Annotated in this window: 8 protein-coding genes and 1 pseudogene; 6 read left to right on the top strand and 3 right to left on the bottom strand. The window is 72.0% G+C overall.

Annotated elements, in window-relative coordinates; genetic code table 11:
* Nucleotides 1–100: 100 nt before the first annotated feature.
* The gene (locus KIK05_RS16605; protein ID WP_214411631.1) at nt 101–2,260 is read right to left on the bottom strand and encodes an elongation factor G-like protein EF-G2; all 2,160 of its coding nucleotides are present in this window, start codon (nt 2,258–2,260) and stop codon (nt 101–103) included.
* 307 nt (nt 2,261–2,567) lie between these two features.
* On the opposite strand from KIK05_RS16605, the gene pgsA reads away from it, so the two are divergent.
* The 6 genes and pseudogenes from pgsA to KIK05_RS16575 form a co-directional block, all read left to right on the top strand.
* The gene (pgsA, locus tag KIK05_RS16600; protein WP_214411630.1) at nt 2,568–3,167 is read left to right on the top strand and encodes a phosphatidylinositol phosphate synthase; all 600 of its coding nucleotides are present in this window, start codon (nt 2,568–2,570) and stop codon (nt 3,165–3,167) included.
* 61 nt (nt 3,168–3,228) lie between these two features.
* Complete coding sequence (locus KIK05_RS16595) at nt 3,229–4,131, top strand: phosphatidylinositol mannoside acyltransferase (protein WP_308249953.1); 903 nt, start codon at nt 3,229–3,231, stop codon at nt 4,129–4,131.
* Between the two features lie 7 nt (nt 4,132–4,138).
* Nucleotides 4,139–5,317 (top strand): glycosyltransferase family 4 protein, encoded by a 1,179-nt coding sequence (locus tag KIK05_RS16590; protein WP_214411629.1) that lies wholly within the window; start codon nt 4,139–4,141, stop codon nt 5,315–5,317.
* Nucleotides 5,318–5,413: 96 nt separating this feature from the next.
* Entirely contained in the window at nt 5,414–5,959 is a 546-nt protein-coding gene (locus KIK05_RS16585; RefSeq protein WP_214411628.1) for a hypothetical protein, read from the top strand.
* Nucleotides 5,960–6,153: 194 nt separating this feature from the next.
* Nucleotides 6,154–7,722 carry a three-helix bundle dimerization domain-containing protein gene (locus tag KIK05_RS16580; RefSeq protein ID WP_214411627.1) on the top strand — a complete coding sequence of 523 codons (1,569 nt, stop codon included), beginning with the start codon at nt 6,154–6,156 and terminating at the stop codon, nt 7,720–7,722.
* Between the two features lie 80 nt (nt 7,723–7,802).
* A pseudogene (locus KIK05_RS16575) lies at nt 7,803–10,214 on the top strand (RICIN domain-containing protein); the annotation flags it as partial.
* Nucleotides 10,215–10,264: 50 nt separating this feature from the next.
* On the opposite strand, the gene KIK05_RS46960 reads toward KIK05_RS16575, so the two are convergent.
* Both KIK05_RS46960 and glpK read right to left on the bottom strand, forming a co-directional pair.
* Complete coding sequence (locus KIK05_RS46960) at nt 10,265–11,965, bottom strand: glycerol-3-phosphate dehydrogenase/oxidase (protein WP_250562949.1); 1,701 nt, start codon at nt 11,963–11,965, stop codon at nt 10,265–10,267.
* A 93-nt stretch (nt 11,966–12,058) separates the two neighbouring features.
* A partial coding sequence (glpK, locus tag KIK05_RS16570; protein WP_214411625.1) for a glycerol kinase GlpK occupies nt 12,059–13,131 on the bottom strand: 1,073 nt, incomplete at its 5' end.

The raw sequence follows: 13,131 nt of genomic DNA, 5'->3' as shown, positions 1-13,131 counted from the left end.
GTACGGTGGCGCCGGCTTCGCCGTAACGGGTCCCCGCCGACCCGGCGCCGGTCACGAGCAGCTGACGTGCGGGGACCGGCGCCGGGAAGGGGGCGGGCCGCTAGTCGGAGGCGGATCTCATCTTCTCCGCCAGGTGGGACGGCAGGGGCTCGTAGCGCAGGAAGCTTCGCTGGAAGGTGCCGGTGCCGTGGGACATCGACCTCAGGTCGATGGCGTAACGGGTGATCTCGAGCTCGGGCACCTCGGCCCTCACCAGGGTGCGGCCGGTGCCGACGGCCTCGGTGCCGATGACGCGGCCCCGGCGGGAGGACAGGTCGGACATCACCGCGCCCACGTGCTCGTCCTCCACCAGGACCGAGACCTCGTCCACGGGCTCCAGCAGCAGGGCGGGCACCTTCGCCGCGGCCTCCTTGAGCGCCAGCTGCCCGGCGATCTGGAAGGCCATGTCGGAGGAGTCGACCGAGTGCGCCTTGCCGTCGTACAGCGTGACGCGGATGTCGACGACGGGGTAGCCGGCGAGGACGCCGCGCTCCATCTGGGCGCGCACGCCCTTCTCGACCGAGGGGATGAACTGCCTCGGCACCACCCCGCCGACGATCTTGTCGACGAACTCGAACCCGCCGCCCGACTCCAGCGGCTCCACCTCGACGTGGCAGATGGCGTACTGCCCGTGCCCGCCGGTCTGCTTCACGTTGCGGCCCATGCCCTGGGCCTTGCCGCTGAAGGTCTCGCGCAGCGGCACCCGCAGGTCGATCCGCTCGACCTCCACGCCGTGGCGCTTGGCCAGGTGGTCGAGCAGGACGTCGGCGTGGGCCTCGCCCATGCACCACAGCACGAGCTGCCGGGTCTCGGCGTTGTTCTCCAGGCGCAGCGTCGGATCCTCGGCGACCAGGCGGGCGAGGGCCTGCGACAGCTTGTCCTCGTCGGCCTTGGACTTCGCGCGGATCGCCACGGGCAGCAGCGGGTCGGGCATCGTCCACGACGTCACCAGCAGGGGGTGGTCCTTGTCGGAGAGGGTGTCACCCGTCTCGGCCCGGCCCAGCTTGGCGACCGCGCAGATGTCTCCGGCGATGCACTTGGTGGCGGTGCGCTGCGTCTTGCCGAGCGGAGAGGACAGGGCGCCGATGCGCTCGTCCACGTCGTGGTCCTCGTGCCCGCGCTCGGCCATGCCGTGGCCGGACACGTGGACGACCATGTCGGGGCGCAGCGTCCCCGAGAAGACCCGCACCAGGCTGATGCGGCCGACGTAGGGGTCGCTGGTGGTCTTGACGACCTCGGCGACCAGCGGCCCGTCGGGGGCGCACGTGAGGCCGTCCACGGGCTTGCCGTCGATCGTGGTGATCTCCGGCAGCGGGTGCTCCACCGGGGACGGGAAGCCCTGGGTGATCACCTCCAGGAGCTCCAGCATGCCGACGGCGGGGCCGGCGCCGGGCGCCGCGCAGGTGGCGAGGACCGGGTAGAAGCCGCCCCGGGCCACGGCCTTCTCGAGGTCCTCGATCAACACCTTGGTGTCGATCTCCTCGCCGGAGAGGTAACGGTCCATGAGGGACTCGTCCTCGCTCTCCTGGATGATCCCTTCGATCAGCGTGCCGCGGTAGGCGTCGATCTGGTCCTGGTAGCTCGGCCCCGGTTCGTTCTCGGTGCGGGAGCCGGTGGCGTAGTTGAAGAACTTCTGCGTCAGCAGGCCGATGAGCCCGTTGACGTGCCCGTTGGTGACGACGGGCAGGTAGAGCGGGGCGACGCCGTCGCCGAAGGTGTCCTGGCAGGTGGCGACGACGTCGTCGAAGTCGGCGCGCTGATGGTCGATCTTGGTGATGACGACCGCCCGGGGCATGCCGACGGCGGCGCACTCCTCCCAGATCATGCGCGTCAGCCCGTCGACGCCCTCGGCCGCGGACACCACGAACAGGGCGGCGTCGGCCGCCCGCAGACCCGCCCGCAGGTCGCCCACGAAGTCGGCGTACCCCGGGGTGTCGAGCAGGTTGATCTTGATGTCGTTGTGCGTCACCGGCGCGACGGCGAGGTTGACCGAGCGCTGCTGGCGCACCTCCACCTCGTCGAAGTCGCTGACCGTGGAGCCGTCCTCCACCCGGCCCATGCGCTGGATGGTGCCCGTCGTGGCCAGCAGGGCCTCGACGAGCGTCGTCTTCCCGGATCCGGAATGGCCGACCAGCACGACATTGCGCACCGCATCCGGCCGGTCGGCCGAGGGTGCTCTGCCCGCGGCTCCCGATGTGTGGCCCGTGGTCTTCTCCGGCACGTCGCCTCCCGCGTTTCGCCGTGAGATGCGGCCGCGCGCGGCCACATCGTCCGCCGCCGCGCCCGCCGCCCCGAGAGAGCGCGGTGCACACCACCCTTTACCTCTGTGGCGCGGATCACAAGAGGGGACAGGCAAAAGTGCTCACGAATCGACATCTGGACTTGTCCAGGTGTTCGCCCGCCGGTTTCCCTCTCGTGTTGTCACCTTTTCCCTTCCCCGTGCTCCGGCGTGCCATTCAGCGGCAGGCGGCTCACCTGGGAGGCTCCGTTCGAACCCGGGTCCCCGGGTGGCCTACGATCGGACCGCGATGTTGAAGAGCCTGCGCCCCGCCGTCACCCGTGTGCTGACCCCGCTCGGCCGGGCGCTGGCCCGCCGCGGCATCAGCCCGAACGTCATCACCGCCGTCGGCACGCTCGGCGTCGCCGTGGGGGCGCTCGGCTTCTACCCCAGCGGCCGGCTGTTCCTCGGCACGATCGTCATCACGGTCTTCGTGCTCGCCGACCTGCTCGACGGCGTCCTGGCCCGCATGCTCGGCAACGGCAGCACCTGGGGCGCCTTCCTCGACTCCACCCTCGACCGCGTCGGCGACGCCGCGATCTTCTCGGGGCTGATCCTGTGGTTCATGTCCACCGGTGAGCGGGTGCTGGCCGCCGTCGCGCTGTTCTGCCTGGTCGCGGGGGCGGTGGTGTCGTACGCCAAGGCGCGCGCCGAGGGGCTCGGCCTCACCTGCGACGTGGGCCTGGCCGAGCGCGGCGAGCGCCTGCTGGTCGTCCTGGTCGCCGCGGGCCTGTCGGGGCTCGGCGTGCCGTACGTGCTGGCCGTGGGGCTGTGGCTGCTCGCCGCGGCCAGCGCGTTCACCGCCGGGCAGCGGATTCTGCACGTTTACCGCCAGACAGTGCCAACATGAACGTACGACCCGACGCATCGACGGAAGATCTTCTCACCGACTCCTAGGGGGTGAACCTCGCGTGGCCGATCGGCTCGTCGTCTGGGCGTTCCACCTCGGCTGGGTGCTGGTGCCCAAGCTGCCCGAGCCGGTGGCCGCGTGGGCCTTCCGCCTCATCGCCGACCTGATGTGGCGGCGCCACGGCAAGCTCGTGCGGCGCCTGGAATCCAACCTCGCCCGCGTGACGGGCAAGGACGTCTCGGATCCGTCGATCCGCGACCTCAGCAAGGCCGGGCTGCGCTCCTACTTCCGCTACTGGCTGGAGGCGCTGCGCCTGCCCGTGATCGGCAGGGAACGCGTCCTCGCCGGCGTGCGCGACATCGGGGCGGAGCGGGCCTTCGCCACCCTCGACGGCGGCAGGGGCGTCGTGTTCGCCCTGCCCCACATGGGCAACTGGGACCTCGCCGGCGCCTGGCTGATCCACAAGGGGTATCCGTTCACCACGGTGATGGAGCGGCTGAAGCCCGAGTCGCTGTACGAACGGTTCGTCGCCTTCCGTCAGAGCCTCGGCATGGAGGTGCTGCCGCTCACCGCCAGAGGAGGCGGCACCGCCCACGCCTTCGGCACCCTCGCGCAGCGGCTCCGGGCCGGCCGGGCGGTGTGCCTGCCGGCCGAGCGCGACCTGACCGAGAAGGGGATCGAGGTCGACTTCTTCAACGGCAGGACCCGCATGGTGGCCGGCCCCGCGCTCCTCGCCCTGCAGACCGGCGCCGCCCTGCATCCCGCCAGCCTGTGGTTCGAGGGCGACGGCTGGGGGGTGCACATCCACGAGGAGATCCCCGTCCCCGCCGAGGGCACCCGCCAGGAGAAGGTCGCCATCATGACCCAGAGCATGGCGCGCGTCTTCCAGGAAGGCATCTCCCGACACCCCGAGGACTGGCACATGCTGCAGCGACTCTGGCTCGACGACCTGGAACCCCGGTGAGCACGCCATGAGGGTGGGCATGGTCTGCCCCTACACCTGGGACGTCCCCGGCGGCGTCATGGCGCACGTGCGCGACCTCGCCGAAGCGCTGATCGCCGACGGCCACCACGTCTCGGTGATGGCCCCCGCGTCCGACGACGCGCCCCTGCCCTTCTACGTGACCTCGGCCGGGCGCGCGATGCCCGTCCCCTACAACGGTTCGGTGGCCCGCCTGGCCTTCGGCTTCCTGTCGGCCGGCCGGGTGCGCAAGTGGCTGCGCGAGGGCCGCTTCGACGTGCTCCACGTGCACGAGCCGGCGGTGCCCTCGGTCGGACTGCTGGCCGTGTGGGCGGCGCGCGGCCCGATCGTCGCCACCTTCCACGCCTCCTACCAGCGCTCGCGCGCCGTCTCGGTCTCGGCGCCCGTGCTCCACACCGCCCTGGAGAAGATCACCGGCCGTATCGCCGTGTCCGACGCCGCCCGCAAGACCCTGGTGGAGCACCTCGGCGGCGACGCCGTCCTCATCCCGAACGGCGTCACCGTCAGCCGGTACGCCGAGGCCGAGCCGCTGCCCGGCTGGGGGCCCGACGGCGGCGTGATCGGCTTCCTCGGCCGCATGGACGAGCCGCGCAAGGGCCTCTCGGTGCTGCTGGAGGCGTTCTCGATCATCGCTCCCGAGCGTCCGGGCCTGCGGCTGCTCATCGCGGGCCCGGGCGACGCCGGCGACGTGCTCGCCAAGGTCCCGGCCGCGCTGCGCGACCGCGTCGGCATCCTCGGCATGGTGAGCGAGGAGGACAAGGTCCGCGCCTACCACTCCGTCGACGTCTACTGCGCTCCCAACACCCACGGTGAGAGTTTCGGCATCGTGCTGACCGAGGCGATGTCGGCGGGCGCCGCCGTGCTGGCCAGCGACATCCCGGCCTTCCGCCGCGTCCTCGGCGAGGGCCAGGCGGGGGCGCTGTTCACCACCGGAGACCCCGCCTCCCTGGCCCGTGAGGCCGTGGCCCTCCTCGACGATCCCGAGCGCCGCGCCAAGCTCTCCGACGAGGCCCGGGTAGCCGTCCGCAAGTACGACTGGTCGACCGTGGCCCGCGACGTCGTCCGGGTGTACGAGACGGTGACCGCCACCGCGGCCGGCGGTGTGGAGGAGGAGCACAACGGCCGGTCCCGGCAGGCCGAGCCGGCCTACGAGGCCGAGGCCCTGTGAGCGGCCGCGAGCACCGGTACGACGGCGGGGCCCGGTGAGCGTTCGCGAGGGCGGGCCGGTCACCGGGCGCCGCCTCTGTGACGAAAGCGAGAGTTCGTGAGCACTGTCACGATCATCCTGGTGGTCGGCGTGGTCGTCGTGCTCACCGCCGTCTACATCTCCTGGCGGGCCGGGCGGCTCGACCGGCTGCACATCCGCCTCGAACTCGCCCGGGAGGCCCTCGACGCCGCGCTCGTCCGCCGCGCCGCCGTCGCCATGGACCTCGCCTCCTCCCGCATCCTCGACCCGGCCACCAGCCTCGTGCTCGCCGCGGCCGCGCACGAGGCGCGTACGGCCGGGCTCGATGAGCGTGAGCACGCCGAGAGCGACCTGTCGCGCACCCTGCGGGCCGTGATGGACCAGGAACGCTTCCGCGAGCGCCTGGCCGAGGCCCCGGGAGGCAAGGAGCTGGTGGAGGAGCTCGACACCGCGGTGACGAAGGTGATCTACTCCCGCCGCTTCTACAACAACGCCGTGGGCGTCACCCGTCACGCCCAGCGCCGCTGGCTCGCCCGCACGCTGCGCCTGGCCGGCCACACCGAATACCCGTCGTACTTCGAGATCGACGACGCCGAGGGCATCTCCCTGACTCCGCAGCCCTGAGCCCGGTATATCGCCCTATAGCTCGCAAAAGGTGTGCAAGGGCCCTAATGCGGCGCTGAATGGTGTGCGCGGCGGCATTCGGAATACCTATTCGTTTTATCGGCGCGACCGTAAACCGGTAGGGTTGGCGCGGCGCGGATGGATCTTGGTGTCCCGCCGTCGATATGGCTGCTGTCACGCCGAGGAGATACGCATTGAGTCTCGATACCGTGCGCGAAGAACAGGCGATGCGTCAGGTGACCGATCGCCTGGTCGAGACCTTCACCGACGCCTATTCCGCCGACCGGGTGCACACCGTGGTGGGGGACGTCCACAGTCGCTTCGACGGCTTCCCCATCAGGGACTTCGTTCCCATCTTCGTCGAACGCATGGTCCGGCGCGAATTGGGTCCGGAGGCGGCTGGGACGAATATTGAGGTGGAGCCCCAGGGGTCCGCTCCGGAAATCGCCGACGCCACGTCCGATGCCCGGCCGTCGACGACTCGCGACACTTTGAATTCAGGCGGGCGTCACTATTCGGAAATCTTCCGATCATCGAATGTTAAGGAACTGCTGGACCGGAACAAGAAGGTCGTTTCCGCGGTTCTGGCGGCGGCCGTCGTGGTCGTCGGCGCGGTGGTCGTCATCACCACCGGTGGGGACGACCCGGCCTCGCCCACGGCGGCGGGCGGGATCCCGTCCGCCCCGGCGGCCCCGGCCGCCACCTCGCGGTCCTCGTCCGGTACGGCGGCCTCACCCGCGGCCGCGGCGCGGACGCCGTCCTCACTGGTCACCGTGCGCGGGGTGATCGGCTCGGAGAAGCAGGCGTTCTTCGAGGACCCCGAGGTGGTCAAGGTGTTCGCCGCCAACGGCCTGAAGGTCGAGGTCGACCCGGCGGGCTCGCGGCAGATCGCCACCTCCGTCGATCTCGGCCGGTACGACTTCGCGTTCCCCTCCAGCGCCCCCGCGGCCGACCGCATCCAGCGGGAGAAGAAGGTCAGCGCGAAGTACACGCCGTTCTCCTCGCCCATGGCGGTCGCGACCTTCAAGCCGATCGCGAAGCTGCTGGCCAGAGCGGGGGTGGTCAAGGAGATGGGCGCCGGGAAGAAGGGCAGGGCCGTCCAGGGCTTCGACTTCGCCCGCTACCTCGAGCTGGTCGCGCGCGGCGTGCGGTGGGACCAGCTCGAGGGCCACTCCGCCTATCCCGTCCGCAAGAACGTCCTGGTCTCCACCACCGACCCGCGCACCTCGAACTCCGCGGCCATGTACCTGGCGGTGGCGAGCTACGTGGCCAACGGCCACAGCATCGTGCAGGGCGGCGACGCCGAGCGGAACGTGCTGCCGGCGCTGTCCCGGCTGTTCCTCGGTCAGGGCTACACCGACAACACCAGCGAGGGGCCGTTCGAGGAGTACCTCTCGGTCGGCATGGGCCCCACGCCGCTGGTCTGGATCTACGAGGCCCAGTTCGTGGAGGCCGCCGCGCGGGGACGCGTCAAGCCGGGCATGGTGCTGATGTACCCGTCGCCGACCGTGCTGTCCAGGCACACGCTGGTGCCGTTCACCCCCGGCGGCGACCGCGTCGGCCGCCTGCTGTCGACCGACCCGGACCTGCAGCGCCTCGCCGCCGAGCACGGGTTCCGCTCCGGCGACCCCTCCCGGTTCGCCAAGGTCGCCGCCGCCCACAAGGTGCCCGTCCCGGCGAACCTCATCGACGTGGTCGACACCCCCTCCTACGACACGCTCGAGCACCTGCTCGCCAAGATCGCCAAGTCGTACAAGGCCTGAGCGCGTCACCATGGCCCCCGAGGGGGACGAACGGGTCAGGGCGGCCGGACCACCTCGCCGCCCTGACCTGTAGGTGAGTGATGTCCGACAACCGCTCCGGCCCGCTGCCGGTCCTGCTCGCGCTCCTGTTCTCCCTGTCCGCCGTCCCCGTCCCCGGCGCCGCGCCCACGACCACGACCGTCACCGTCGACGGCGCCGGGAGCGGCCGGACCTTCGACGGCATCGGCGCCGTCAGCGGAGGCGGCGGCAACTCCCGGCTGCTGCTCGACTACCCCGAACCGCAGCGCGGCCGGATCCTCGACTACCTGTTCGAACCGGGCTACGGCGCCGCGCTCCAGCTGCTGAAGGTGGAGATCGGCGGGGACATGAACTCCACCGACGGCGCCGAGCCCAGCCACATGCACACCGCGGGCGACCTCGACTGCGACCGCGGCTACGAGTGGTGGCTCATGGAGGAGGCCAAGCGCCGCAACCCCGCGATCAAGCTGGCGGCGCTGTCCTGGGGCGCGCCCGGCTGGATCGGGCGCGGCCGTTTCTGGAGCGACGACATGATCGGCTACCTCATGAAGTGGCTCGGCTGCGCCGAACGGCACCACCTGCGCGTCGACTACATCGGCGGGTGGAACGAGAACGGCTTCGACGCCTCCTGGTACAAGAAGCTGCACGCGGCCCTGCGGGCAGGCGGCCACGCCACCAAGGTCGTCGCCGCCGACTCCGGGTGGGACGTGGCCGGCGCCCTCGCCGCCGACCCCGCGTTCGCCGCCGCGGTGGACGTCGTCGGCGCCCACTATCCCTGCGAGGGCGGCGACGGGGGCAACGCCCACACCTGTCACACGCCCGAGGCCGCCAGGACCGCCGGCAAGCCGATCTGGGCCAGCGAGAACGGCTCACAGGACCACGACGCCGGCGCGGCGGCGATGGCGCGGGCGGTCAACCTCGGGTACGTCGACGGGCGGATGACCTCCTTCATCAACTGGCCCCTGGTCGCGGCGACGCCGCCCGGCCTGCCGTTCCCGACGACCGCGCTGATCGTCGACGACCAGCCGTGGTCCGGGCGCTTCGCCGTGGGCAAGCAGGTGTGGGTGACCGCCCAGACCACCCAGTTCACCCGGCCGGGCTGGACCTACCTCGACGGCGCGAGCGGCCTGCTCGGCGGCGATCGCGTCAACGGCAGCTACGTCACGCTGAAGTCGCCGGACGGGCGCGACTACAGCACGGTGATCGAGACCACCCGAGCCAGGGCCGATCAGACCGCGACGTTCACCGTCACGGGCGGGCTGTCCACCGGCACGGTGCACCTCTGGTCCACCGACCTGGCGTCCACCGACCCCGCGGGGGACCTCGCCCACGTGGCCGACGTGACGCCCCACGGCGGGAGCTTCTCGGTGACGTTGAAGCCGGGCCGCGTCTACACGCTGACGACGACCACCGGCCAGGGCAGGGGAGACGCCGTCTCCGGGCCGCCCGCTTCCTTCGGCCTGCCCTACTCCGACGACTTCGACGGCTCACGGCCCGGCTCCATCCCCGCCTACCTCGCCCCGCAGCACGGCGCGTTCGAGGTCACGCCCTGCGGCGCCGGGCGGGCCGGCCGGTGCGTACGGCAGATGTCGCCGGTGAAGCCGATCGTGTGGCACGACAACGACGCGACGCCGTACAGCCTGATCGGCGACGCCATCTGGGCCAACTACACGATCGGCGCCGACGTGATGCTGGAGGGGGCCGGTTCGGCGGAGCTGCTCGGGAGGTACGGCGGGCGCGACTACTGGGAGGTCGGCCACATCGACGCCTACTACCTGCGGGTGACCGGCACCGGCGAGTGGTCGATCGTGCGCGGCGACACCACCGGCGGCCTCACGACCCTCGCCTCCGGGCGGGTCGCCGCCCTCGGCACGCGAAGCTGGCACCGCCTGGCGCTCACCTTCCAGGACGACGCCATCACGGCCGCGATCGACGGCCGGACGGCCGGGACCGCCCGCGACACCGCCTACACGGCGGGACCGGCCGGGCTGGCGGTGGGCGTCGGCGACGGCGGCACGCGAACGCCGGGAGCCGGGTGGCTCAACGCGCGGTTCGACGACCTGACGGTGACCCCCGGCCGGGACGCCACCACGGGCACCGCCTACACGCTGGTCAACGCCGGCAGCGGCAAGGTCCTCACGGTGTCGGGCGACGGGCTCGTCCAGGCGACCGGCACCGGAGCCGCCGGCCAGCGGTGGAAGCTGGAGGGGCACGGCACCGGCTACCTCGAACTCGTCACCGGCGGCAGGGCCCTCACCGCGTCGTCACGCGCGGCGGGCGCCCCGCTCCACGCGCGTCCCGACACGCGCGCGGAGCGCCAGCAGTGGCGCTTCACGCCCACCGGCGACGGCGCCTACACCATCACCAACCGCGACAGCGGCGACGTGGCCGGCGTGCGCGGCGGCTCCCTGGACGACGACGCGCCCGTCGTCCAGGCGCCGGCGTCCGGCGCCCCCGGCGAGAGGTGGACGCTCGTGCCGGCGCCCACGGCGGGACGACGTACGGGGTCATGGACCGCCGCGGGTCAGCAGGCCTCCGCGTGGGCGGTGCCGGTGTCACGGGTGGCCAGCCCGGCGCGGGTGGCGTCGGCGGACAGGTCGTCGGGCTGGTGCTCGGCCGCCAGTTCGGCCTGGACCAGGCCGGCGTACTCCTCGGTCTCACGCAGCACGTCCCGCTCGTCCCAGCCGAGGACCGGCGCCATGAGCGCTGCCACCTCGGGCGCCGCCGCGAGGCCCCGGTCGCGTTCCTCGATCGCGATCCTCGTGCGGCGGGCCAGGACGTCCTCAAGGCGCCGCGCCCCCTCGTGCGAGGCCGCGTACACCACCTCCGCCCGCAGGTAGTCGCCGGCCCCCGCCAGCGGAAGGCCGAGGGAGGAGTCCGCCTCGATCATCTGCAGCAGGTCCTCCACGGCCGAGCCGTAGCGGCGCAGCAGGCGCTCCACGCGGGCGACGTCCAGGCCGGCCCGGGCGGCCAGGTGGGCACGGCGGTTCCACAGCGCCTCGTACCCCTCCGCGCCGAGAAGGGGCAGGCGGTCGGTGACCGACGCGGGAACGCCCCCGGAGAGCTCCCGCGCCGCCACGTCCACCGCGTCCTTGGCCATCACCCGGTAGGTGGTGTACTTGCCGCCCGCCACCACCACCAGGCCCGGCGCCGGCCGTGCGACGGTGTGCTCGCGCGACAGCTTGGCGGTGTCGGAGGCGTCCCCGGCCAGCAGGGGACGCAGCCCCGCGTACACCCCTTCGATGTCGTCGCGGCCGATCGGCGTGCTCAGCACCTCGTTGACGTGGTCGAGCAGGTAGTCGATGTCGGCCTGGGTGGCCACCGGGTGGGCCTTGCTGAGCGACCAGTCGGTGTCGGTGGTGCCGATGATCCAGTGCCGGCCCCACGGGATGACGAAGAGCACGCTCTTCTCGGTGCGGAGGATGAGGCCGGTGTTGAGGGTGATCCGGTCACGCGGCACCGTGATGTGCACGCCCTTGGACGCCCGGACGGTCAGGCCGCCCTCGGCGCCCGTCATCCGCCGGGTCTCCTCGGTCCACACGCCGGTCGCGTTGATCACCTGGCGGGCACGGACGACGATCTCCTCGCCGCTCTCCAGATCGAGCACCTTGGCCCCGGTCACGCGCTCCCCGTCGCGGACCAGCGCCGTCACCCGGGCCCCGGTCGCGACGGCGGCGCCGTACTGCGCGGCGGTGCGGGCCAGCGTCATGGTGAAGCGCGCGTCGTCGACCCGCGCGTCGAAGTACTGCACGGCGCCGACCAGCGCCTCCGGGCGCAGGCCCGGGGCGACGGCGAGCGCGCGGCGGCGGCTCAGCTGGCGGTGGCGCGGCAGCACCCGCTTGCCGTCGAGCACGTCGTACAGCGTCACACCGGCGCCCACGTAGAACCGCTCCCACACCCGGTGCTTGAGCGGGAACAGGAACGGCACGGGGCGCACCAGGTGGGGCGCGAGCCGGGTCAGCAGCAGGGCGCGTTCCTTCAGCGCCTCCCTGACCAGCTTGAAGTCGAGCTGTTCGAGGTAACGCAGGCCGCCGTGGATCAGCTTGCTGGACCGGCTGGAGGTACCGGCCGCCCAGTCGCGGGCCTCCACCAGCGCGACCGACAGGCCGCGCGACACCGCGTCGAGCGCCGCTCCGGCGCCCACCACTCCGCCGCCGACGACCAGCACGTCGAACTCACCGTCGGCCATCCTTCGCAGGCTCGCCGCGCGGTACGACGGCCCCATCGGTACAGCATTCACAGTTCCGGGCTCCTCATTCGAACAACATCGGAGGCCGGGGCCGCGCCGCCGAGCGGCGCGGCCCCGGTCGTGGGTTGATCAGTCGACCTCGACCCAGTCGAGGGTGCGGGTGACCGCCTTCTTCCAGCCGGCGTAGCCGGTCTCGCGCTGCTCCTGGGACCACTGCGGCTGCCACCGCTTGTCCTCGTTCCAGTTGCGCTTGAGCTCGTCGGTGGACTTCCAGAAGCCGACCGCCAGGCCGGCGGCGTAGGCGGCGCCGAGGGCGGTGGTCTCGGCGACGACGGGCTTGGAGACCGGGACGCCGAGGATGTCGGCCTGGATCTGCATGCACAGGTCGTTGGCGGTCACGCCGCCGTCCACGCGCAGCACGTCCAGCACCACGCCGGAGTCGTTCTGCATCGCCTCGACGACGTCGCGGGTCTGGTAGCAGATCGATTCCAGGGTGGCCCGCGCCAGGTGGGCGTTGGTGTTGTAGCGGGACAGCCCGACGATGGCGCCGCGCGCGTCGGAGCGCCAGTAGGGGGCGAACAGGCCGGAGAAGGCCGGGACGAAGTAGACGCCGCCGTTGTCCTCGACCTGGCGGGCGAGTGACTCGCTCTGGGAGGCGCCGGAGATGATGCCGAGCTGGTCGCGCAGCCACTGGACGGCCGATCCGGTGACCGCGATGGAGCCCTCCAGGGCGTAGACCGGCTTGTCGTCGCCGAACTGGTAGCCCACGGTGGTGAGCAGGCCGTGCTTGGAGCGGACCAGTTCGGTGCCGGTGTTGAGCAGCAGGAAGTTGCCGGTGCCGTAGGTGTTCTTGGCCTCGCCGGGGGAGAAGCAGACCTGGCCGACGGTGGCGGCCTGCTGGTCGCCGAGGTCACCGGTCAGGGCGACCTCTCCGCCGAGCGGGCCGTCGGCGCGGGTCACCCCGTAGGAGGCGGGGTTGGAGGAGGGGCGGATCTGCGGCAGCATGGCCCGGGGGATGCCGAAGAACGACAGCAGTTCGTCGTCCCAGTCGAGGGTCTCCAGGTTCATGAGCATGGTGCGGCTGGCGTTGGTGGGGTCGGTGACGTGGACGCCGCCGTCGGTGCCGCCGGTGAGGTTCCACAGCAGCCAGGTGTCGGTGTTGCCGAAGATCGCCTCCCCGGCCTCGGCGGCCTCGCGGACGC

The organism is Sphaerisporangium fuscum, from assembly GCF_018531465.1.
Lineage (GTDB): Bacteria > Actinomycetota > Actinomycetes > Streptosporangiales > Streptosporangiaceae > Sphaerisporangium > Sphaerisporangium fuscum.
This window is presented reverse-complemented; position numbering and strand designations above follow the sequence as displayed.

Bases quoted from the DNA above. Each gene is read 5' to 3' on its own strand.
- pgsA (WP_214411630.1), top strand. From the start codon at position 2,568: ATGTTGAAGAGCCTGCGCCCCGCCGTCACCCGTGTGCTGACCCCGCTC.
- KIK05_RS16590 (WP_214411629.1), top strand. From the start codon at position 4,139: ATGAGGGTGGGCATGGTCTGCCCCTACACCTGGGACGTCCCCGGCGGC.
- KIK05_RS46960 (WP_250562949.1), bottom strand. From the start codon at position 11,965: ATGGGGCCGTCGTACCGCGCGGCGAGCCTGCGAAGGATGGCCGACGGT.